Genomic DNA, 24,409 nt, shown 5'->3' on the forward strand with positions numbered 1-24,409 from the left:
ATTACCCTGGCATTTGCTTTTAAGATTATGCAATAAACAAATTTAACTAACCAAACATTATTATGAAAAAACTAATGACTCACTTTCTTCATTGGAATGCTAACCACAGAGCGGTTCCTTTGATTGTATTCTTGCTGCTGACTAGTAATTTTATTACTGCTCAGGTTAAAATAACAGGAGTAGTGTCTGATGATAAGGGAATGACAATTCCTGGAGCCAACATTTCTGTTGTTGGATCTAAAAATACCGCATCTTCAGACTTTGACGGTAAATATAGTATTGATGCCCCTTCAAATGGGACTTTGGTAGTGTCATTCATCGGTTTTGATTCCCAAAAAATTGCCATTGCAGGCAAAACTAAAATCAATATTTCTTTAAAACCGTCTTCAGAAGACTTAAAAGAAGTTGTTGTAATTGGATATGGAACTCAGAAAAAGAAAGATGTAAATGGAGCTATTTCTTCTGTTCGATCTAAAGATATTGAAAACTTAAAACAAGTTTCTATTGATCAGATGCTTCAAGGTAAGGCCGCGGGAGTTTCGGTAACAAATAACTCTGGCCAGCCAGGTGGTGCAGCTTCAGTGAGAGTTCGAGGAACGACTTCTATTACGGGAACAAATGAGCCTTTGTATGTCATTGATGGTGTGCCAATTTCTGGAGATGCAACAGGTAAATCTACGAGCGGGCAGACCTTGGCAGGTAAGGACGGGTTTTCTGCCTCTGGAGGAAGTGGTAATACAGCTATGAGTCCGTTGTCAATGATCAATCCAAATGATATTGAATCTATGGATATTTTGAAAGATGCTTCGGCTACTGCAATTTATGGGTCTCGCGGTGCAAATGGTGTTATTATTATTACAACTAAATCGGGTAAGAAAGGCGGCGGAAAAGTATCGTATGAGAACTACACTTCTTTTGCAACTATAAGCAATAAATTGGATGTTTTGACATTGTCAGAATACGCAACTTTAAAAACCAATTTGGCTAAATTATGGGGGTTTCAGACTCGTCAGGAGTTTTCTCATCCTGAATTGTTAGGAGCTGGCACAAATTGGCAGGATGAAGTATATAGAACGGCTATTTCTAACAGTCATCAGCTTTCATTTTCTGGTGCGAAAGATGGAACAAGCTATTATTTGTCTGGAAGTTACTTGGATAATGAAGGAACGATTATCAATTCGGGGTTAAAGAGATATACGGTTAGATTGAATTTGGATTCAAAAATTAAATCTTGGTTAAGAATTGGTGGAAATCTAACAGGAGGTATTACAAATGAAAGAATTACGGTAAACCAAAGTTATTCAGGATTAATTTCGAATACATTATTGCAATCTCCTGATATTCCGGTTAGAAATGTTGATGGCTCATTTGCAGGTCCGCCATCTTCTGAACAAAGCGTTACCTATTATAATCCAGTTGCTGAGGCGTTAACTAGGGAAAATAAATTGGTTAGAAAAAATTTCTTAGGAAATGTTTATGCTGAGGCAGATATCATCAAAGGATTGAAATATCGCATTGAAATTGCCGCAAATACGGAGTTTTCTGAGAATGATGACTTCAGACCATCGTATGCATGGGGAAGCCAGGTAAATTTATTGGCAGATTTGGACGTAAGAAGACAAAACTGGTATTCTACAAATATTAAAAATTTACTGACTTACGACAGAACTTTTGGCAAGCACAAAATAACGCTTTTAGCAGGTCAGGAAGCAAATGATTCTCATTGGGAAGGTTTGATTGCATCTGCGCAAGGCTTTAAAACAAATTCAATTCACACCATTAATTTAGCAGATGTTGACAATAATACGATAACACAATATAAAGGAAGTGCTTCACTTTCGTCTTTGTTTGCTCGTGTTATTTATGACTTTAATGATAAATATAGTATTACGGCTTCTATCAGACAGGACGTTTCTTCGAAATTTGACCCGACTACAGATAACCAAAAAGGGGTTTTTAACGCTATTTCTGGTTCATGGAAATTGTCTAACGAGTCTTTTATGGAAGGAACTCGTAAATATATAGACAATATTAAATTTAGAGTGGGTTATGGAGAAACAGGAAATCAGCAGATTCCAAATAACAGTTACTCTGCAATGTTAGGAACGCAGAATTCAGGATTAGGAAGCGGATTCTTGCCATCAAATTATCCGAATCCAGATTTAGTTTGGGAATCTTTGAATCAGACCAACTTAGGTATTGATTTTACGTTGCTGAATAATAAACTTTCTGCAAGTTTTGATGTTTATGACAAAAAATCTAAAGGTTTCTTATTCCAAGTGCCGTTACCTTTATATCTAACAGGTGGTGGAGGTCAATACGGAGGAGTTTCTGCTCCATACTCGAATTTGGGAACTATGAGTAATAAAGGTTATGATATTACGGTTGGATACGATTTAAGATCTTCAGGAAACTTTAATTGGGATGCATCTTTGGTGGTTTCTCATTACAAAAATAATCTAGACGAAATTGCTAACGGAATTGTGTTAACTCAAGAGGTTAATACTAACGGATATCAGCCAGTAGTAGTTACCAATACTACAATTGGAAATCCAATTGGATTGTTCTACGGGTATAAAACAGACGGAATTTTCAAGGATCAAACAGTTTTGGATAATGCACCGCTTCAATTTGGTCAGGCGGTAGGAACGGGAGCAGGAGAAACAGCTTTAGGAGATGTTAAATATGTGGATGTAAATGGAGACGGAAAAATTGATGCAAATGATAAAACATTTATTGGGAATCCGCATCCAAAATTCACTTACGGATTTACAAACAATTTCAAATATAAAAACGTAGATCTTTCTATTTTTCTTCAAGGTTCATACGGAAATGATGTTATGAATTTGACAAGAAGAGCTGGTACAACAAATGCTTCTTTATATGATAACCAATTAGTGGAGGCAATGGATTATTATTCTCCAACAAATACAGCAAGTAATAACCCAAGGCCAATTGCAGATTCTTCAAATAATAACCTTCTTATTTCAGATCGTTATGTTGAAGATGGATCGTACTTAAGAATTCAGAATATAACACTAGGGTATTCTTTGCCGCAAGATGTAATTTCAAAATATAAAATTTCAAGATTAAGATTGTACGGGTCTGCACAGAACTTGTATACGTTTACAAATTATTCAGGTTATGATCCGGAGATTGGTTCATTTAATCAGAATGTGCTTTTATCAGGAATTGACAACGGAAGATATCCCGTAGCGAGAACATTTTTAGTTGGACTTAACCTAGAATTTTAAAATTAAAGAAAATGAAAAAGAAATCTTTTTTAAATAGATATAGCCTGCTTTTTATGGCAGTGGCATTTTTGACTTTTGGATCTTGTCAGGACGATTTTACTGATAGGCCTTCTGAAGATGGAATAAGTTTGGATTCGTATTACAGCACAGACGAGCAAGTGTCATCGGCAACAAATGGGATGTATAGCAGAACTTGGTTTCAAATGTATAATAAATTCTGGTGGGCGCTGGAAGTAGGATCTGGAAACATGTATTCTGGTTCTCCTGACGTGAGCGGATTAAGAACTTTCTCTTTAAACGGAAGCGATCCAGAATTAGTAAATGGTTGGTCATCTTTATGGGCAAACGTACAGCAGTCCAATATGATTATTAACTTTCTTGCGGCAAGAGTAGGACCAGGTGTTTCTCAAGATGTTTTGAATAATACTATTGGAGAAGCGTATTTTATGAGAGCTACTGCTTATTTTGATTTAGTGAGACTTTGGGGGCCAGTGCCCATTATTGAAAATCCATTAGACTATACCAGTAATCCTTATGTAAATACAAATCCCGTTGAAGATATCTATAAATTAATTACATCTGATTATTTAAAGGCAATTGATTTATTGGTGGCAAAAAACAGAGGGGCTAATTATGCAAATAACGGACACGTTTCTAAAGGTTCGGCAAAAGCAATGCTGGCAAAAGTGTATTTGTATCAAAAAGACTATGCAAAAGCAAGAGCAATGGCAGAAGATGTTATCAATAGCGGTGAATTTAAACTTTTAGGAGGAGATCAGCTTCCTGGAAAAAGTTTTGGTGATTTGTTTACATATGCAAACAATAATAACGAAGAATCGATTTTTGCTCTTCAATGGAAAGGAGACGGAGCTTATGGATCTGCAAATAACTGTAATACACAATTCGGATTCCAAGATGGCACACTGTCAACTTCAAATGCATCTTATGCGGGAGTTTTTGGCCCGAGCCAAGAAGTTATGTTTTCTTTATATGATGCTGGAGATTTAAGAAAACATGAAACTGTAATGGTTGGCGGTGACACTTATCCAAATATTAAAACTACGCAAGGGATAGGATTTACAGTTCCATCAGGTAAAGATCTTGCTCAGGCGTCTGGAGGAGCAATTAAAAAATATTGTATTGGTGTAGTTAACGGAAATGTTACAGGTCAGGCAGATGCATGGGCAATGATGGATAATAATACGTATGTAATGCGTTATGCAGAATTGTTGTTAATTCATGCTGAAGCAGTTTTAGCTGGAGGAGCAAGCACTTCAGATGCATCAGCTTTAAGTTCAATAAATGCAGTAAGAAAGAGAGCAGGTTTAGCCGCTTTAACTTCAATTACTTTTGATGATATATTTTTAGAAAGAAGAAAAGAATTATGTTTTGAAGGAGATTATTGGTTTGATCTGGGGCGTATAGACAAAGCGAAAGCAATCGCTATTATGTCGGCACAAAATAGAGGAGACAGATATGGAGAGCGTTACTATACACCAGTTTATAGTGAAGATCACGCAACAAATGACTTCTATATGGACTATCCAGATAACGAAGTGGCTAAAAATCCTAAATTGTTACAGGCTCCAGTTCCGTATACTTTTAAATAATCCCTAAAAATTAGACTGATATGAAAAATATAAAAATAAAATACGTTTTGCCTTTCATTATAATGGCATTTATAGTGCTGGGCGTGTTTTCATCTTGCGACAATGATGACTCTTCTGGAAGTTCCGGAGCGCCAGTCATTACAAGTGTTGCAAAATCTGTTGAAGGTGATTTGGTTTCTGTTACAGTTGGAGATCCTAAAAATTATTATATTATTCAAGGAAAAGGACTTTCAGGTGTAACAAAAATCTACTTTAATGATTTTGATACCTATTTTAACCCTACACTAGTTACCGATACTGCAATTTTTGTTTTAATTGATGAAAAAACACCTTATGCAGATGCAAGCAATAAATTGAAATTGGTTACAAAACAAGGAACAGTTTTATACGATTTTGTTATAGCACCTCCAACGCCTAAGTTTGGAAGTTATAACCCGATAAATGCAGCAGATGGTGATGTGGTTACCATTTTTGGAGATTATTTCCTTGATCCTATAGTTAAGGTTGGAGCGACAGAGGCAGAGATAGTTTCTTCATCATTAACAGAGATTAAATTTAAAATGCCAGCAAATTCTGCAGATAAATATGTAAGTGTTACCAATATCTCAGGAACTACTACATCTGAAGAAGCAGTTGGATCAGCATTGTATGATGATGTTATTCAAGGTGATGCCGGACATTGGATGTGGAGCGGAAGTGATACTTTTGATACAAATTTTAAAGATGATGTAGTGCAGGGGCAAGCAGCGATTAAATTTGTTTTTGGCGGATGGAATGGAGCTGATATGAAATTTAATTCAAGAGATGTTTCTAAATACAAAGCCTTTAGAGTAAAAGTAAAAAGTGTTTCTACAAATGCAAATGCCAGTGTGATATTTGTTTTTGGCGGATGGGCTTATCAAATTAAAAAGCCATTAACGAACAAATGGACTACAATTGAGATTCCGTTTTCTGATATTGGAAATCCTACAACATTTGATCAGCTGACGCTTCAGGAATCTGGAAGTTTTGGAGGAAATACCATTCTTATGGATGACATGGGATTTGTTTTAAAATAAAATCTTAGTATTGGTTTGAGTTTTGTTTCAAGTATTCCCTAATCTACTCAATTAGGGAATGCTTTTTTTAACACATTTAAATTTAATTTATGAAAAGAATAATTTTATTGTTTTCTCTGTGCTTTTCAGTTTTAAGTTTCAGTCAAGGCAACACGTATAAACAGCAAGCTGGAAAATTTGAAGGATTGGCTATGACGCCTCCAATGGGATGGAATTCGTGGAATACCTTTGCGACCAATATTGATGAAAAATTAGTAAAAGAAACGGCCGATATTATGGTTTCTTCTGGTTTGGCTGCAGCAGGTTATAATTATATTGTCTTAGATGATGGCTGGATGACGCACGAGCGTGATGCAAACGGTGATTTAGTGCCGGATCCAGAAAAATTTCCAAGCGGAATGAAAGCGCTTATAGATTATGTTCATAATAAAGGTCTGAAATTCGGTTTATATAATTGTGCAGGAACAAAAACATGTGCGGGTTATCCAGGAACAAGAGGCTATGAATATCAAGATGCTAGATTTTATGCAAAACTCGGAATCGATTTTTTAAAATACGATTGGTGCAATACAGAAGGTATTACAGCAAAAGAAGCTTATACAACAATGAGCAATGCATTAAAAACTGCTGGCAGGCCAATTGTTTTTAGCCTTTGCGAATGGGGAGACAATCAGCCATGGGAATGGGGAAAACCAGTTGGAAACCTTTGGAGAATATCAGGAGATATTTATCCATGCTTTGACTGCGAATTCAAGCATCCAGAAAATTGGTCGTCTTGGGGATTCATGAAAATTGCCGATATGAGAAAAGATATCCGTAAATATTCTGGTCCCGATCATTGGAATGATTTTGATATGATGGAAGTTGGAAACGAAATGAATGATACCGAAGATAAAACGCATTTTGCAATGTGGTGCATGCTTTCGTCTCCTTTATTTACGGGTAATGATTACAGAAAAATGTCAAAAGAGACTTTGTCAATTTTGACCAATAAAGAGCTTTTGGCAGTAAATCAAGATAAACTTGGAATTCAAGGATTTAAATATGCTATTTTAGATGGGGTAGAAGTATGGGTTAAGCCGCTTTCAGATAACACTTGGGCAATGAGTTTTGTAAACAGAACTGAAACTTCAAAAAAAATTAATTTTGATTGGAAGAAAAACAATATCAAAGATGCTGATTTTGGTTATGAAGCAGATTTTAATAAAACAATCTTTAAAATAAAAGACCTTTGGAAAAACAAAGAAATCGGAAACACAAAAAAAGCTTTCAATGCTGAAATCGCTCCACATGATGTTGTTACCTTAAAACTAATTCCTTAAATCAATACATTATGAAATCAAAGTTTTGGTATGCCACCTTTTTGCTTTTGCTGTTTGTAAATGTTTCAAAAGCGCAATTTGTAAAAAAGCACGGCCAGTTAAGCGTCTTCGGAACTCAGCTAGTAGATAAAGATAACAATCCGATTGTCCTTCGTGGATTAAGTTTTGGGTGGCATAGCATGTGGCCAAGATTTTATAATGAAAAAGCAGTAAGCTGGTTAAAAAAAGATTTTAATTGTAATGTAGTTCGTGCCGCCATGGGAATCGAACTGGGTGATTACTCATATATAAAGGATCCACAGTTTTCTAAAGAGAAAATAGAAACGGTTGTAAATGGAGCTATAAAATCTGACATCTATGTCATTATAGATTGGCACAGCCATAATGTAAATCTGAGAGAAGCTAAACAGTTTTTTGAAGAAATGTCAAAAAAGTATGCCAAGTATCCTAATATTATATATGAGATATTTAACGAACCAGATTATGAAACTTGGTGGGAAGTAAAAAATTATGCAGAAGAAATAATTCAAGTAATTCGTGAAAACGATCCTAATAATATTATTCTTGTCGGCTGTCCACATTGGGATCAGGATATCGATCTTCCAGCCGAAGATCCAATAAGAGGTTATACTAATATAATGTATACTATGCATTTTTATGCGGCAACGCATGGCAAAGAATTGAGAGATAGAACAGATTTGGCTATTAAGAGAGGTTTACCAGTGTTTATTTCTGAATCTGCTGGGATGGAAGCGTCTGGAGATGGGCCTCTCAATTATAAAGCTTGGCAAGAATATATAGATTGGATGGAGTCTAAAAAACTAAGCTGGATTACTTGGTCAGTATCAGATAAGGATGAAACTTGTTCTATTCTAAAAAAATCCGCTAAATCTGATGGAAAATGGAGAGATGAAGATTTGAAAGATTCAGGAATTAAAGTCCGTGAATATTTAAGAAAATATAATAAAGAAGAATAGATCATTTAAGCCATTTATATAAAAGCCTGTTCATTTAAACGAACGGGCTTTTTTTTGGTTTTTCTATAGAGTAAAATCGCCCCCTAATCTTATGTAGAGAAGCATTTTGGAAGGATTAAATTTGTAGGAATTTATTCTTGATAAAAAATATCTTTGTTTTGATTTTTCTATAGGTTCTGTATTTCTTTGTTTTTTATAATTTTAAATTTACCCCATGTTTTTTATGGGGTGTTTTTATTTTTAAATGTTTTAAATGATGTTTTTAGTCTAATTTTTGTAGTAATTTTTACTTTTACCCATATGAAAATAGTGAAATTGGTCTAAAATGTGTTATTGAATTTTCAAAAACAATTATCTATAAATATCAAATCACGATTATTGGCGACTTAATTTTTGTAATCCATAATTCTTCGTCTAAAACGTCAAAAAAGCACTTTTGAATTATTCTACTCATGCAAAAGTTAATAAATTCGCTAATGAAAATGATGATGATTTGAAGGCGCATGAAAGGTTTTAGAAATGACTTATACTATTAAATAGATATATAAAAGATTAACTAACCAGAATCAATTAATAACTAAAAACCAATTTAAAACATGAAAAAAGCATTTCACATTTTAGCCGCGATGTTAACTAGTTCTTTTGCCTTTGCCCAAGAAGAGGAAGCAGCAGCTCCGCCAGCAACCACATGGGGAGGTTCTGCAGATGCGTACTATAAATATGATTTTTCAAAACAAATGAATGGATTAACGAGCTTTACCAACTCACAGAATTCATTTGAATTAGGAATGGCATCGATCGAAGCGGGCCATACTTTTGGAAAAGCTTCTGTGTTTGTAGACTTAGGTTTCGGAAAAAGAGCAGCAGAATTTTCATATAACGAAACACCAGATAAAGATGCAAGTGCAAAATTTTTAATTAAACAACTATACTTTACGTACAATTTGACCGATGAATTTAAAGTAGTAGCGGGTAGTTTCGGAACCCATATCGGTTATGAAGTATTAGATGCGGTAGATAATAAAAACTACAGTATGTCTTATGCGTTTTCTTATGGACCGTTTTTCAATACGGGGGTAAAAGCACAATATACTTCTGGCAAATTTACAGCCATGTTAGGATTAACCAACCCAACAGACTTTAAATCAGCTATGGATGTAGGCTCTTATCAAAAAACGTTCATAGGACAAGTAGGATATATAGGAGATACAGGAAGTGCGTATTTGAATTTTACAACAGGAAGCACTAACCCAATACCAGGAAGTACAATTCCGGTTTCTGACGAAAATAAAACGCAGTTTGATTTAACAGCTTCTAAAGCAATTTCAGATAGTTTTTCACTTGGATTAAATGCAACTTATGCTAAAACGACAAATGATTTTGATAGTAATTTAGATGGAGATTGGTTTTCATTAGTAGGATATGCTACTTATTCTTTCAATCCGGCCTTGCTTTTAGCGTACAGAATGGAATATTTTGATGCTAAAGATGCAGCTCCAAGTTTAGGGACTTTGGCAGGATCAAGTGTATTTGCTAACACAGTTTCTTTAAACTACAAAGTTGGAAAACTAACTATAATTCCTGAGCTAAGATACGATGCAGCGTCTGAAGACATATTTTTAGATAAAGATACATTGCCAACTGGTGGAAGCTTCTTTGCTCTAATTGCAACAACATACTCTTTCTAGAGATAAAGATTGATATTTTTTTTTTTTTTTTGGAGCTGTCGAAACATTCTAATGTTTTGGCAGCTTTTTTATTTGTTTCAAGTTTCAAGTTTCAGGTTTCAGGTTTCAGGTTTCAGGTTTCAGGTTTCAAGTTCGAAGTTCGAAGTTCGAAGTTTCCAGTTGAAGTTGAACAGGCAATAATCATTCCGTAGGAATGCTTGTCGGTAGAATTGAATTGATTGCTGCAGGGTTACACGTTCCGTAGGAACGGTTGATTGGTAGTCGAAAACAAGAAATCTTCTATAATAAACAATAAAAAAAGCGTTTCTGTATTTTTTACAGAAACGCTTTTTTTATTTAATTGTTGAGGTTTTATTGAACCTGTTTTTTATAAATCGAATAAATCGTATCGATTGTTTTTCTGTCTAAAACTGAAGTTGCATCAGTTTGAATATAATGCAGTTTAAATGCCTGAATCGCTGCGGTTAGATTTTTAGTGTTGTAACCGATAATTCTTAATGCTGGTTCAATTTTAAAATCAAAAGGAGCTGGTTCTAAGACTTCGTCTGGCCAGATTCCGAATCCTTTTTCAGCTAAGGTCTTCCAAGGAAATAAAGCACTTGGATCTTGTTTTCTTCCAGGCGCAATATCGGCATGGCCTAAAAAGTTTTGTGTCGGAATATTGTAGTCCTTTTTTAGCTTGGTTAATAAAGCCACCAAACTACTGATTTGAGCTTCGGTAAACGGTTTGAAACCGTTATTGTCTAACTCAATACCGATAGAGCAAGAGTTTAAATCTGTCGTTTTTCCCCAAGTAGAATTTCCAGCATGCCAAGCTCTTAAATAATCATTCAGCATTTGCACTACTTTTCCGTTTTCAGAAATGATATAGTGTGCGCTTACTTGAGTCTTGGTTTTTGTAAACGTATTAATTGTTTGCTGAAGAGAATCTTGGGCAGTATGGTGGATAATAACAAAACTTGGCTTTCTTAAATTGAAATTTACTGTACCAATCCACTCGGTGTTAATTCCGTTTTGTAAATAAGTTGAGTTTGTTTTTGATAATGTATCTTTTATAATTCTAAGCTGCTGTGCATACGAAGTGTCAATCACAACAGGCGAGACTGCTGGAATTGGTTTGGCTTCTTTGCTTGTAATCTGGTTTTCTAAATTTTTCAGCTGCTGATCGTAAGCTTTTTCAGTATTCTTGTACGGATTTGTAGAACAAGCACTAACAATAACAGCTAAAATCAGATAACAAAAATGTTTTTTTGTCATAATACGTTGTTTTATAGGTTAAAAACGATTATTCTGATATTTTCGTATCTGTGTCTTTTGCTTCTTTTGCTTCTTTTGAGTCTTCTTTAGAACCTTTATCTTTTTTCTTTTTAGATTTTGACTTTTTCATGTCTTTAAAAGTATCCATGAAAGTCTTATATTTTTCAATTTGATCAGGATTTAAAAAAGCGCTGATTTTTTTATCAGTACTTTCTTTTAAAGCCTTAATTTGCTCAATTTTCTGATCTTGGCTGCTGCTTTCGTTTTTCAGCAAAATACCTTGCTCTCTAATGCTTTCAGCTAAAACATTTGAAATTGCAATTGCCTGAAGCTCATCTAGATTTACTTGCGGTTTCATTTGTTCGATAATAATCGCAGCAATTTCTTCAGGTGGTGTTTCTTTTGGTTTGCTTTGCGTGCCTTGAGACGGACCAGCCATCATGCTTCTGTCCATACCCATTCCGCCACCTCTTCCGTAACCGCCATAGCCGTTGCCATAACCGTAACCATTATTATACCCGCCATATTGAGCAGATATAGTGTTGAAACAGAATAAAGTAAAAACGAAAACGATTAGATTAAGAGTAGGTTTCATAAAAGTATTTTGTCTAAAATTTGCAATAGCGCAGTGTAAATTTAAGCAGGTTCTCCGTATAAATCAAATTCTGTTGCTTCAATTATCTTGATATTAACAAATTCGCCAGTTTTTACGTAATGCTTAGAAGCATCAATAAGAACTTCATTGTCAACATCTGGACTGTCAAATTCAGTACGACCCACAAAATGAGCACCTTCTTTTCTGTCAATGATGCATCTAAATACTTTGCCAACTTTCTCTTGATTCAAATCCCAAGAAATTTGAGATTGCAGTTCCATAATTTCGTTTGCTCTAGCTTGTTTTACATCATCTGGAACATCATCTTCTAATAAGTAAGCATGAGTATTTTCTTCATGAGAATAAGCAAAACATCCCATTCTGTCAAATTTCATCTCTTGAACAAAATCTTTCAAAATTTCAAAATCTTCCTGAGTTTCGCCAGGGTAACCAACAATAAGAGTAGTTCTAATTGCCATTCCTGGAACCGCAGCGCGGAAATCTTTTAATAACTGAGTTGTTTTGGCTTGAGTTGTACCACGGCGCATTGATTTCAAAATTGAATCTGAAATGTGCTGCAACGGAATATCAATATAATTACAGATTTTTGGTTCGCGTTTCATTACTTCTAAAACATCCATAGGGAAACCAGTAGGGAAAGCATAGTGTAAACGAATCCATTCAATTCCTTCTACTTTTACCAATGCCTCAAGTAATTCAGCAAGATTTCTTTTTTTATAAAGATCAAGTCCGTAATAAGTCAAGTCTTGAGCAATTAAGATTAATTCTTTAACTCCATTTTTGGCTAAACCTTCAGCTTCTTTAACCAATTTTTCAATTGGCTGAGAAATATGAGAACCTCTCATCAATGGTATTGCGCAAAAACTGCATGGTCTATCACAACCTTCTGCGATTTTCAAATAAGCGTAATTTTTCGGAGTTGTAGTTAAACGCTCTCCAAGTAATTCGTGTTTATAGTCGGCTCCAAGCGCTTTTAATAGTTGAGGTAATTCTGTAGTTCCAAAATATTGGTCAACGTTCGGAATTTCTTTTTCTAAATCTGGTCTGTAACGTTCAGACAAACATCCTGTTACAAAAACTTTGTCAACAAGTCCTTTATCTTTTTTATCTGCATATTCCAAAATCATATTTACCGATTCTGCTTTAGCATTATCAATAAATCCGCAAGTATTGATTACAATAATGTTTCCTTCTTTTTCTGCAGGAGCTTCATGTTCAACTTCTTTTCCATTCGCGCGAAGCTGTCCCATTAGGACTTCACTATCATAAACATTTTTTGAACACCCAAGAGTGATTACGTTAATTTTGTTCTTTTTTAAAGACTTGGTTCTCATACTTTTATAAATTGGAGTGCAAAATTACACTTTTTTTATTCAAACTACGCTAGTTTGCAGTTTGTTTTAGCTGTTTTTTATGAAGTTGCTCAATTAAAAAATAAACGCCAGATTTATATCTGGCGTTTATTTTTATTTAATTTTTGAGAAGTGTCTTTGAAAAATTTGTATCATCAACCTTTAAAATATATGCGCCAGCTTTTAAGTTTGTAGTATTAACTTCAATTTTGTTTTTAGAAGATTGGATTTTTTTAATATTTATTGGCTGTCCATAAGAATCATATAGTTTAACTTGATCAATGTTTATTGAACCGTCAATAGAAAAATTATCAATAAAAGGATTAGGATATGTGACAATATCGTTGTCAAGTTGTGATGTGTTTGAAGTGTTCAAGACTCCTTGTACTCGAGGTGCTCTCGTGATGTCAATTTCATTACTAATACTAATTGCTAATAAATCTTTTTTTATCAGTCTTCTAAAAAGGGTGCTTTGGGAATCTCTTCCAGGAAGAGTGGTAAATATGTGTTTGTAATTTTGGGCGGTAGCATTTGGTAAATCTTCCCATTGACGAGATGTCGCTAAAGGATATGCACAGATTTGCCATTGATATGTAAAATTGCTTAGATTTGGTGCGTTTCCACTTATTTCTTCTGGTTGACTAGTTGATAAGGGTAATTGTTGGTTGCAACAAATAGTATTTTGAAAAGTCTCATTGTTTATTATTATTGAAAGTGTATTACTAATATTGTATTGACCATCTATATAAAATGCAATTCTTCGGTAATATGTGTTTTCTGCAAATGTTTTATTTGGAGAGTAGTCTTTTTGAATTGCCTGAGGAATATCTGTCCAATTAGTGTTTTGTGTACGAGTTTGCCATTGGAAATTATCAATATATCTAATATCATAAATAGGAGTACAGCCTCTTCGATCACAGTTAATTGTGTAATCCACTTTCGGAGGTAGAGAAGTAAAAGGAGATGATACTTGACCAGAGGCTAAGGTTTGGTTTTCTTTAATTATGTTGTTTTCAATTGGTTTAGATAATAAAACGCTTATTCTGTTATTATCTTTGTAGACATAGTCATATTTGGATGAAATTATCTGCGCGTTTGATGTTATTCTATAATGTTGTGTCTTTACTTTTAAAATATAAGTGTATTGATTGAAATTTAATGCAGACGGGTTAATTTGTATATCTTTAAGGAGATGAAAATTATTATCAGGAGCTATCCAAATACTTTTTAAAGGAATCGTTTTGTTAATGCTGTTTCCAATCATTTCATCTAATGATATACCAATACTTGTGTAATCACCTTCATTTTTTGACTGAACTTCTATGTCAATAAATGTAGGTGTGTCTGGGGTTAAAAATATCTTGGAATTTACAATTGGGAAGTTGTCGCTATATCTTAGGTTTTGCGTTGAGATAGTCTCGTTTATTGGTGTAACTATTGGTGCAGGAGAAGGGAGTGAACCTCCTGTTATAGATATTTTATTAGATTCATACGTCTTGTTCTCGTTGCTTTTGTATTCGGCATATAATATACCGCCATTTTCAAAGAAACTACTTTTAAAAAGAGTTACATCAAAAGGTGTGTCGTTTATGTAGTATGTGTTAAGATAGAAGGTTATCGATTGATATCCAATTTGAGTAGGAGAATCACTTTCGTTTTTTTTGTAGTATAAAAATAAATTTCCAAAAATATTATTTATGGAAGCATTTGAAGTCTGTAAATGGATATTTAATGAAATATGAACGCTTTCATTAGAATTGAATGAAATAGTATTATTACTCATAGGTATGTTATCTACTTTTAGATTGTTTGTTGTGATTGTAACTTGTGAGTACAGGTTGAAATTGACTAATAATAGTAAGATAATTAACAGATTTTGAAGTACTTGTTTCATAATAGTGTAATTAGATTAGCTGCTAATATATGTGTTTAATATTACAAAACAAAAAAATATTTGTAGGTTATAACTTAAAAAAAAATCCGTTTGGATTGCCAAACGGAAATTTTAATCATCTATTTTGATTTCTAATTACAATTCAAATAATAAAGTCATCGTAACATTGTTTAATTTCGAAGTAATGTTTGCTCCGTCAGTGAATCCTCTTGTAAAGAAACCTTGATTTGAATCTCTTTCTAAATAAGAGTAAGCTAAATCTACTTTTGTAGATCCGAAATTATAACCCAAACCAGCAGAATAGCTGTTTAGTTCGCCAACTGTAATTCCATTTTTATAAAGACTTCCTTCATAGCGATATCCTCCTCTTAAACTTAATTGTTTGATTTTGTATTCAGCACCAATACGAAGTTCGCCAGTACTAGTTAGAGTGTTATCTATTTCATTGTTAATGCCGCCAAAGCCCGCGTTGCTTGGTTTGAATTTAGCGTTTCCGTAATTTCTGATGCCATAATCAATGCTTAATAATCCTGATTTCCCAAAAACATAAGCAGCACTAAAAGTCCATTTGTCAGGTGTTTGTAAAGTGTAAGATTCGTATATGTTTACAACATTAGGAGCTACATTAGCATTAACAATTGGTCCGCCTGCAGCTTGTCGTGTTGTATATAAACTTTGTGAAAGCTCATCGTACAATTCGTACCAAGTGTTAGATTCGTATGCTACACCAAGTCTAAAATTGTCAGTTACTTTTCCTATTGCTCCAAGTTGGAAAGAAAAGCCATTTCCATAAGTATATAAGTCATTATTGAATCTTATACTTGATATTGTTTCGTTTGATGTGAGCGTACCATTGTTGGTTTCGTAAAAACTTGTTGATCTCCTATAGTCTGTGATATGAACATTTAAATTTGCTCCTAAATATAGTCGATCTTTGTATGATGTAGCAATATTGAAACTTACTTTGCTGTTATATCCTCTTGAGTAAATGTCGTTAGTCTGGTAATAGTTGGTGTTATTGCCTTTAGGGACGTTCGTTGAATAAGGGCTATTAGGATTGTTTACGTCATCAATGTTCACAATATATCCTTGATATCCTAATAGGGCTTGTTGTGCAGAAAAACCACTTAAGTTCGGGTATTGCCCATTTGGGAAATTAGACCCTAGATAATGGTATAAATCAGAAACCGTTTCGTTGCCTTGGGTATTAACAAGTTCGTGAGGAACAGGAGTGCCCCCATTGCTGTAATTTGCATAATCTAAGAAATATGCATCAACAGAATTCGTAGGATTCGTTCCTGCAGAAAAAACTTCATTGTTGAAATTATTTGTATTTTCGTAAGTTGCCCCAATTGCAATTTTACTCCATCCAACTCTTGGATCGTGGTTTTTAAAAACAAAAACACCGCCAGCTTGATTCAGTATAAAAGAGTTTTCCTTGTCTGAAGTCTGAGTGCCAAAGTAGTTAGAGTTGTTTTTAATATTCTGATTGCTAAATGATACTCCAACTTGATTGCTATTAAAGATCGCTGATCCGGCAGGGTTGACACTTAAGGCAGAAATGTCTCCTCCAACAGCTCCAAAAGCACCGCTCATGGCTCTGTAGCGTGCAGTTCCGGTAAGATTTTCTTGTGAATAACGTAGAGCATCTGAAACTTCTTGAGAATATGACGCGCAGGCAGTTAGTCCCGTTATAAATAGGAAAAATATTTTTTTCATTTTGATAAGTTTTAGTTCGAATTTAAGTGAAGTGAGAGAAAAATTATCTTCTTCCTCCACCGCCGCCGCCAGATCTCATTCCGCCACCGCCGCCACCGCCGCTGTATGATCTAGAAGCACCACCGCCTCCCATGCTAGGAGAGTAGCTTCTTGACGAGCTACTATTGCTTGGTGTATAACTTCTAGAAGAGCCGTTATTGTAGTTAGGCGTATAGCTTCTGTTTGTTGTGGTATTTCCGCTATTGTTGTAAGATCTTCTGTTAGTGTAGTTATAATTAGAACCGTTGTTATATGTTCCTCTATTAGTAAATGTAGGACTTGTAGTTCCTCTGTTTAAAGTAGAGGTTCTTCTGAAGTCAGTATAGCTGTTTGATCTATTTGTGGTGTAATTTCTGTTTGTTGTGTAATCTCCTCTATTAGTAGAGTATCCTCTATTAGTGGTGTAGTTCCTATTGGTTATGTAGCCTCTGTTAGTGCTATAATTTCTATTGTAAGCATAGCTTCTGTCTCTATAATAAGCTGCAGAACCTCTTCTTCCATAGTTATAAGAGTAGTTATACCCATAGCCATAATATGGGTATCCCCATCCTGGATAACCCCAGCCAGGGTAGTAGCCCCATCCTGGATATCCCCATCCATAATAAGGGTAACCCCATCCCCAATAACCACCATATCCCCATCCGTAATAAGGATATCCCCATCCAAATCCAAATGACCATGTAGGGGTAGTGTAGAAGTTTACAGAAACGTCAGAACTGCTGCTTCCCCATGCAGGATAAGCTACAGAAGCAGTTTGAGTGCTGTCAGAATAATTAGTATAATTGTCAACGTCAGTGAATATTTCAGTTGGCTGATTGTCGTCTTGTAATGATCTGAAATATTCCTTGTATTGGTTATTTGTTCCATTTGCTACATATTTAACAGATGAACCACCATAAACGCCATCGTTATCGTAATAAGAGGAGTTTTGGTAAGAACCACATGATGCTAGCAGTAAACTCAGTAATACAATTAAGTAAAAATGATTAGAGTTTTGGCGGAGTGAAAGGTAAGTTTTCATATCTGTGGTGTTTTTTATTGTTGCACATTACAAAATTAGTTAGTTTTGTCAAACTATTTAGTTAAAATTATTTAAAACAAAATTTGTGCCAAAAAATATAATATGAGTAAGAACCTTACTACAAGATCAGAAGATTATTCGAAATGGTATAACGAACTGGTTGTAAAGGCAGATCTAGCTGAAAATTCAGGAGTTAGAGGATGTATGGTAATCAAGCCATACGGATATGCTATTTGGGAAAAAATGCAAGCCGAGTTAGATCGCATGTTCAAAGAAACTGGACATCAAAATGCGTATTTCCCTTTGTTTGTGCCGAAAAGCATGTTTGAAGCGGAGGAGAAAAATGCTGAGGGATTTGCTAAAGAATGTGCGGTTGTAACGCATTACAGATTAAAAAATGACGAGGAAAGACCTGGTAAATTAATGGTTGATCCCAATGCAAGATTAGAGGAGGAGCTTATCGTTCGTCCAACAAGTGAAGCTATTATTTGGTCTACATATAAAGGATGGGTACAGTCGTATAGAGATTTGCCTTTGTTAATTAATCAATGGGCAAATGTGGTTCGTTGGGAAATGCGTACGCGTTTGTTCTTGAGAACTGCTGAGTTTTTGTGGCAAGAAGGGCATACCGCTCATGCTACAAAAGAAGAAGCATTGGAAGAGTCTGAAAAAATGATGAATGTTTATGCTGAATTTGCTGAAAACTTTATGGCAATTCCAGTTGTAAAAGGTTTTAAAACTGAAACAGAACGTTTTGCTGGAGCGGATGAAACATATTGTATCGAAGCATTAATGCAAGACGGAAAAGCATTGCAGGCTGGTACGTCTCATTTCTTAGGGCAAAATTTTGCAAAAGCATTTGATGTTAAATTTGCTAATGCTGAAGGAAAACAAGAGCATGTTTGGGGAACTTCTTGGGGAGTATCTACTCGTTTGATGGGGGCGCTAATTATGACGCATTCTGATGACCAAGGATTGGTATTGCCTCCGAATTTGGCTCCGATTCAAGTGGTTATTGTACCTATATATAAGACAGATGAACAACTGGTTCAAATTACGGAAGCAGTTAAGGACTTGACGGCTAAATTGAGAAAATTAAGAATCACGGTTAAATTCGATGATAGAACAACTCAAAAACCAGGATTTAAATTTGCAGAGTGGGAATTGAAAGGAGTTCCTGTTCGAATTGCAGTTGGTCCAAAAGATTTAGAAAACGGAACTTTTGAAGTGGCAAGACGCGATAACTTGACAAAAGAAGTTGTTGCTAGCGAAAAAATCGTTGAACATGTTAATGATCTTCTAGAACAGATTCAGAGGGACTTATTTACAAAAGCATTAGATTATCGTAACACTCATATTACGGAAGTGAATAGTTTTGAGGAATTTAAAGAAGTTTTAGAAGGAAAAGGAGGCTTTTTATCTGCTCATTGGGATGGAACCGCTGAGACAGAAGAAAAGATAAAAGAATTGACAAAAGCGACGATTCGTTGCATTCCTTTGGACGCTGTTGAAGAGGCGGGAACCTGTGTGTTTACTGGGAAACCTTCTTCTAAAAGAGTGCTTTTTGCTAAGGCATATTAAAAAAAGATATATTTTTTTGCATTAGGTGTTGCGCAAATAAAAAATAGATGTATCTTTGCATCCGCAATACAGAAGCACGGTCCGTTCGTCTATCGGTTAGGACGCCAGGTTTTCATCCTGGTAAGGGGGGTTCGATTCCCCCACGGACTACAAGTTATATTACATATTGAAAAGTTTCCAACTTAGGAGAATTGAGGTCCGTTCGTCTAGGGGTTAGGACGCCAGGTTTTCATCCTGGTAACAGGGGTTCGATTCCCCTACGGACTACAAAATTAGTTGTAAATAAGTTTTGTAAAACAAAAATTGGTGTCTCGGTTTTTGTTTTATTAGTTAAAACCAAAGTGATTGCATAGCAATTGTGGGAGGTTTTTCTTTTTTAACTAGTATTTATAATAATTATTACATCTAAAATTAAAAGAAAATGGCAAATCATAAGTCAGCATTAAAAAGAATCAGAAGTAACGAAAAGAGAAGAGTTCTTAACAGATATCAACATAAAACTACTCGTAATGCTCTTAAAGCATTAAGATTAGCTACTGATAAATCTGATGCTGCTGCTAAATTATCTACTGTAATCTCTATGATTGATAAATTAGCTAAAAAGAACATCATTCATGATAATAAAGCTTCTAACTTGAAGTCTAAATTAACTAAACATGTTGCTAAATTGTAATTAAAACAATTTACTAAAGATATAAAAAGTCCTCTTTTAGAGGACTTTTTTGTTTTAACTCGAAAAGGAAATTTCAATTGAAAATCCAAATTCTAATATTTGTAATGTTGGGAATTTGGATTTTGTTGTTTTAAAAAATTGAATTATTGAATTTTAATTTTCTATGTTAAGGAATTTTGGGGTTTGGTATTTAGAACATTGGAATTTTATAAATCAATTTTCCTCTTAAGATATTCCAACATTGGCTGTGTAATAGGTTTTGAAAGAAAATCTACAATAATAGGGTACTTTTTTGCCTTTGCAAGATCTTCAGGGTCTATAGTAGAAGATAATACAATTACGGGAACCATGTTGAATTCTCTATAATCTGGGGAAGTGAAATGATCTAAAAACTCCCATCCGCCCATAATTGGCATATTCAAATCTAAAAAAATTAATTCAGGCCTTTTTCTTGCTTTGTCATTTGTGTATTTTAAAACATTGAAATGATGAAGGGCTTCTTCGCCGTTTTGAGCTGTAACAACTTCATGCGAAAATGAAGATTTTGAAACGACTTTTTTGCATAGCATTAATGTGATAGGGTCATCATCAATGCATAAAATCTGCTCAAGCATAATAATTAATTTTTAAATGTTATCGTAAATGTAGTTCCTTTATTAACTTCACTATCAATGGAGATTGTACCGCCCATTGTTTCTACCTGCGATTTTACAAGATATAGCCCTAAGCCTTTGCTGTCAGGATAATTATGGAATCTTTGATAAAGGCCAAATACTTTGTCGCGATTTCGTTCAAGGTCAATTCCGATTCCGTTATCTTTAAAGGTTAAGATGGTTCTTTGTTCTATTTGTTCGGCTATTATGGATATTTTCAGTTTTCTGTTCTCCGATTTGTACTTTATAGAATTGGTGAGCAGATTTAATAAAATACTTTCAATATAAGCCTTGTTTGTAATAAGTTCTGGAACTTTATCAAATTTAAGCTTAATTATGGGTTTGTGTAACTCAATTTGAAACGAAAGTTGACTGAAAACATTTTCAAAAACTTCTTTTAAAGATACTTCTTCTTTTTGCATCGAAGGATTGTCTTTAATAATGATGACTTTTACCAAATCATTGATGGTTTCATTTAGTAAATGCGTTGATTTTGTAAATCCAGCTAATATTTCTTCTAGCTCCTCATTTTCTATAGGAATGTCTTCTATTAAATTTAAAAGACCAATTAAATTAGAAAGTGGTGCTCTAAGGTTGTGGGATGTTATGTATGAGAATTGCTTTAAATCCTTATTGTTTTGGGTTAATTCTCGGATAAGATGTTCTTTTTCTGTCTCCAATTTTTTCTCGTCAGTAATATCTCTTTGTATTGAAATCCAATGCGAAATCACTCCTTCATTATTAAAAATAGGAATCATGGAAAAGCGTACCCAGTATTCTTTTTTACTTTTCGTATAAGTAATGGTTTCAATTAGGCATTCTTCTTCATTTTTTATAGCCGTTAAGAGTTTTTTCAGTTCTTCAGAATCTGATTTTGGTCCTTTAAAAATGTTTGGCGATTTTCCAATAATTTCATTCGACTGATAGCCTGACATTTGAGAAAAAGCGGGATTCACATAGACTATTTTAGGTATTTTTCTTTCAGAAGTATTAGCTTCAGTAATTAAAATAGAGTCTTTAGATTGTGTAATTACGGTTTCTAAAAGTTTTAGTCGCTGTTCTTCTTCTTTTTGTTTTGTAATATCCTGAATAGCTCCAATCATTCTGATGGCTCTTCCATTTTCATCTTTCAATAAAAAACCTCGGTCTAAAACATATTTATACGATCCGTCTGCACATCTAAAGCGGTATTGATCCTGCCATTTTTCAGTTTTCTGTTCTATGAAGGAATATAATTTTATTGACATTCGGATGCTGTCTTCCGGGTGAATTTTGTCAAACCACCATTTAGAAGTTTTACCCACTTCTTTTGGGTCGTAACCAAAGACACTTTCGATTCCTTTGTTCCAATTAATACTGTCCTCTTGAATTTTCCAATCCCAGATTGTATCGCTAGTCGCCTTTGCTACAATGTCATATTTCTCATTAGATTCTTCTATTTCTTCATTGGTTTTGTTTAACTTTTCAAAGATGGTTATGTTTCTTTTTTCGTTTTTTGAAAGTATAAATCTGAAAACCAGTCCTGTAATTAGAATAAAAACAACATCTTTTATTAAAGATAAGTATAGATATTCTGAAGAAGAAAAGTAGGTTATGAGTAATTTATGACATAAGACCGCCATAATTATCGAGATGATGGTATAAATAAGAGTAATTTGGAGAGTTTTACTTTTCATCACCTCAAATATAGTTAATTTAACTATAACAGAACGTATCTTAATGTCATTTTGAAAACGATATTTTCGTGTTTTTGTATTAACTAATTGATTGTATATACGCAAACTATGTCAGAAACATTTTTTTTTAGAAAATAAAGTGTACCTTTGCGCCCATTAAAAATCACAGATGGAATCTATTAGAAACATTGCAATTATTGCCCACGTCGATCACGGTAAAACAACTTTGGTTGATAAAATTATGTATCACTGTCAGTTATTTCGTGAGAACGAAAACACAGGTGATTTAATCTTAGATAATAACGATTTAGAGCGTGAGAGAGGTATTACAATTACTTCTAAAAACGTATCGGTTCAATATAAAGGAACAAAAATCAATATTATTGACACTCCTGGCCACGCCGATTTTGGAGGTGAAGTAGAACGTGTATTGAACATGGCCGATGGTGTATGTTTGCTAGTTGATGCTTTTGAAGGACCAATGCCTCAAACTCGTTTCGTTTTACAAAAAGCGATCGATTTAGGGTTGAAACCTTGCGTGGTTATCAATAAAGTAGATAAAGAAAACTGTACTCCTGAGGAAGTTCATGAAAAAGTTTTTGACCTAATGTTCGAATTAGGAGCTACTGAAGAGCAGTTAGATTTCCCAGCAGTTTACGGTTCTGCAAAAAACAACTGGATGTCTGATGATTGGAAAGTTCAAACGCAAAACATTGAGCCATTGTTGGATATGGTTATTAAAAATGTGCCTGCTCCAAAAGTAACTGAAGGTACTCCTCAAATGTTGATTACTTCTTTAGATTTCTCTTCTTTTACAGGTCGTATCGCTATTGGTCGTCTTGAAAGAGGTACTTTAAAAGAAGGAATGCCAATTTCTTTGGTAAAGAGAGATGGTAAAATCATCAAGTCTAGAATTAAAGAATTACACACTTTTGAAGGTTTAGGCCGTAGAAAAGTTGAAGAAGTTGTTGCTGGTGATATTTGTGCTGTTGTAGGTGTTGAAGGTTTTGAAATTGGTGATACTATCGCTGATTTTGAAAATCCAGAGGCTTTACAAACTATCGCTATCGATGAGCCAACAATGAGTATGTTGTTTACAATTAACGATTCTCCTTTCTTTGGTAAAGAAGGTAAATTTGTTACTTCTAGACATATTCGTGAAAGATTGACAAAAGAGCTTGAGAAAAACTTAGCGATGAAAGTTGGAGAAACTGATTCAGCTGATAAATTCATGGTTTTTGGTCGTGGTGTACTTCACTTGTCTGTTCTTATCGAAACAATGAGAAGAGAAGGGTACGAGCTTCAAATTGGTCAGCCACAAGTTATCATCAAAGAAATTGATGGTGTTAAATGTGAGCCAATTGAAGAATTAACTATCGATTTGCCAGAAAACCTTTCAGGTAGAGCAGTTGAGTTCGTAACTATCCGTAAAGGAGAAATGCTTTCTATGGAAGGTAAAGGAGAGCGTATGATCATCAAATTCAACATTCCATCTCGTGGAATTATCGGTTTGAGAAACCAATTGCTTACTGCTACTGCAGGTGAGGCAATTATGGCACACCGTTTCATTGGATACGAACCATACAAAGGAGAAATTCCTGGACGTAATAACGGTTCATTAATCTCTATGGAAAACGGAAAAGCAATTCCTTACTCTATCGATAAATTACAAGATCGTGGTAAATTCTTCGTTGATCCAAACGAGGATATCTATGAAGGTCAGGTAATTGGAGAAAATACTCGTAGCGACGATATGACGGTTAACGTTACTAAAACGAAAAAACTTTCTAACGTTCGTTCTTCTGGAGCTGATGATAAAGCTAGAATTATTCCAGCTATCAAATTCTCATTGGAAGAAGCTTTAGAGTACATTCAAAAAGATGAGTATGTTGAAGTTACTCCAAAATCTTTACGTTTAAGAAAGATTTACTTGAACGAAAATGATAGAAAAAGATTTAAAATCTAATTAGATTTAAAATTCAATATAAAAAATCCCAAATTCCAATTATGGAGTTTGGG

At 34.4% G+C, this 24,409-nt stretch carries 17 protein-coding genes and 2 tRNA genes; 11 read left to right on the forward strand and 8 right to left on the reverse strand.

All coding sequences use genetic code 11. From position 1 onward, the window contains the following. The first annotated feature begins 62 nt into the window (after window positions 1-62). From FF52_RS19110 to FF52_RS19135, 6 genes are all read left to right on the forward strand, one after another. Entirely contained in the window at window positions 63-3,254 is a 3,192-nt protein-coding gene (locus FF52_RS19110; RefSeq protein ID WP_052017607.1) for a SusC/RagA family TonB-linked outer membrane protein, read from the forward strand. An 11-nt stretch (window positions 3,255-3,265) separates the two neighbouring features. Further along, the gene (locus FF52_RS19115) at window positions 3,266-4,864 is read left to right on the forward strand and encodes a RagB/SusD family nutrient uptake outer membrane protein (protein ID WP_008468134.1); all 1,599 of its coding nucleotides are present in this window, start codon (window positions 3,266-3,268) and stop codon (window positions 4,862-4,864) included. Between the two features lie 20 nt (window positions 4,865-4,884). Further along, on the forward strand, window positions 4,885-5,922 hold the full coding sequence (locus FF52_RS19120) for an IPT/TIG domain-containing protein (protein ID WP_008468137.1): 1,038 nt from the start codon (window positions 4,885-4,887) through the stop codon (window positions 5,920-5,922). A gap of 89 nt (window positions 5,923-6,011) precedes the next feature. Then, window positions 6,012-7,244, forward strand: coding sequence for a glycoside hydrolase family 27 protein (locus tag FF52_RS19125; protein WP_008468139.1), 1,233 nt, complete (start codon window positions 6,012-6,014; stop codon window positions 7,242-7,244). 11 nt (window positions 7,245-7,255) lie between these two features. Beyond that, on the forward strand, window positions 7,256-8,221 hold the full coding sequence (locus tag FF52_RS19130) for a glycoside hydrolase family 5 protein (protein ID WP_008468143.1): 966 nt from the start codon (window positions 7,256-7,258) through the stop codon (window positions 8,219-8,221). A gap of 596 nt (window positions 8,222-8,817) precedes the next feature. Beyond that, window positions 8,818-9,909 (forward strand): outer membrane beta-barrel protein, encoded by a 1,092-nt coding sequence (locus FF52_RS19135; RefSeq protein ID WP_008468144.1) that lies wholly within the window; start codon window positions 8,818-8,820, stop codon window positions 9,907-9,909. Between the two features lie 351 nt (window positions 9,910-10,260). Here the strand turns inward: FF52_RS19135 and FF52_RS19140 are convergent, their stop codons facing one another. The 6 genes from FF52_RS19140 to FF52_RS23790 all read right to left on the reverse strand — a co-directional run bounded on the left by FF52_RS19140 (window position 10,261) and on the right by FF52_RS23790 (window position 17,807). Then, the gene (locus FF52_RS19140) at window positions 10,261-11,166 is read right to left on the reverse strand and encodes an N-acetylmuramoyl-L-alanine amidase (RefSeq protein WP_008468146.1); all 906 of its coding nucleotides are present in this window, start codon (window positions 11,164-11,166) and stop codon (window positions 10,261-10,263) included. 28 nt (window positions 11,167-11,194) lie between these two features. Then, the gene (locus tag FF52_RS19145; RefSeq protein WP_008468149.1) at window positions 11,195-11,761 is read right to left on the reverse strand and encodes a hypothetical protein; all 567 of its coding nucleotides are present in this window, start codon (window positions 11,759-11,761) and stop codon (window positions 11,195-11,197) included. A gap of 41 nt (window positions 11,762-11,802) precedes the next feature. Then, the gene (gene rimO, locus FF52_RS19150) at window positions 11,803-13,116 is read right to left on the reverse strand and encodes a 30S ribosomal protein S12 methylthiotransferase RimO (RefSeq protein ID WP_008468151.1); all 1,314 of its coding nucleotides are present in this window, start codon (window positions 13,114-13,116) and stop codon (window positions 11,803-11,805) included. Window positions 13,117-13,252: 136 nt separating this feature from the next. Beyond that, on the reverse strand, window positions 13,253-15,028 hold the full coding sequence (locus FF52_RS19155; RefSeq protein ID WP_035691986.1) for a T9SS type A sorting domain-containing protein: 1,776 nt from the start codon (window positions 15,026-15,028) through the stop codon (window positions 13,253-13,255). Window positions 15,029-15,163: 135 nt separating this feature from the next. After that, the gene (locus FF52_RS19160; RefSeq protein WP_008468162.1) at window positions 15,164-16,747 is read right to left on the reverse strand and encodes an OmpP1/FadL family transporter; all 1,584 of its coding nucleotides are present in this window, start codon (window positions 16,745-16,747) and stop codon (window positions 15,164-15,166) included. Window positions 16,748-16,790: 43 nt separating this feature from the next. Next, the gene (locus FF52_RS23790; RefSeq protein WP_008468164.1) at window positions 16,791-17,807 is read right to left on the reverse strand and encodes a hypothetical protein; all 1,017 of its coding nucleotides are present in this window, start codon (window positions 17,805-17,807) and stop codon (window positions 16,791-16,793) included. Between the two features lie 102 nt (window positions 17,808-17,909). Between FF52_RS23790 and proS the strand changes: the two genes are divergently transcribed. From proS to rpsT, 4 genes are all read left to right on the forward strand, one after another. Further along, window positions 17,910-19,388 (forward strand): proline--tRNA ligase, encoded by a 1,479-nt coding sequence (gene proS, locus FF52_RS19170; protein ID WP_008468165.1) that lies wholly within the window; start codon window positions 17,910-17,912, stop codon window positions 19,386-19,388. A gap of 78 nt (window positions 19,389-19,466) precedes the next feature. Beyond that, a tRNA-Glu gene (locus tag FF52_RS19175) sits at window positions 19,467-19,538 on the forward strand. Between the two features lie 45 nt (window positions 19,539-19,583). Beyond that, window positions 19,584-19,655: transfer RNA gene (locus tag FF52_RS19180), tRNA-Glu, on the forward strand. A 154-nt stretch (window positions 19,656-19,809) separates the two neighbouring features. Then, the gene (rpsT, locus tag FF52_RS19185; RefSeq protein ID WP_008468166.1) at window positions 19,810-20,061 is read left to right on the forward strand and encodes a 30S ribosomal protein S20; all 252 of its coding nucleotides are present in this window, start codon (window positions 19,810-19,812) and stop codon (window positions 20,059-20,061) included. A 206-nt stretch (window positions 20,062-20,267) separates the two neighbouring features. Here the strand turns inward: rpsT and FF52_RS19190 are convergent, their stop codons facing one another. Together FF52_RS19190 and FF52_RS19195 are read right to left on the reverse strand one after the other, a co-directional pair. Further along, window positions 20,268-20,675, reverse strand: coding sequence for a response regulator (locus tag FF52_RS19190; protein WP_008468167.1), 408 nt, complete (start codon window positions 20,673-20,675; stop codon window positions 20,268-20,270). Between the two features lie 5 nt (window positions 20,676-20,680). Beyond that, window positions 20,681-22,390, reverse strand: coding sequence for a PAS domain-containing protein (locus tag FF52_RS19195; RefSeq protein WP_008468168.1), 1,710 nt, complete (start codon window positions 22,388-22,390; stop codon window positions 20,681-20,683). A gap of 169 nt (window positions 22,391-22,559) precedes the next feature. Between FF52_RS19195 and typA the strand changes: the two genes are divergently transcribed. Next, window positions 22,560-24,356 carry a translational GTPase TypA gene (gene typA / locus FF52_RS19200; protein WP_008468169.1) on the forward strand — a complete coding sequence of 599 codons (1,797 nt, stop codon included), beginning with the start codon at window positions 22,560-22,562 and terminating at the stop codon, window positions 24,354-24,356. Window positions 24,357-24,409: the final 53 nt, after the last annotated feature.

The organism is Flavobacterium sp. F52 (genome assembly GCF_000278705.1).
Classification (GTDB): domain Bacteria; phylum Bacteroidota; class Bacteroidia; order Flavobacteriales; family Flavobacteriaceae; genus Flavobacterium; species Flavobacterium anhuiense.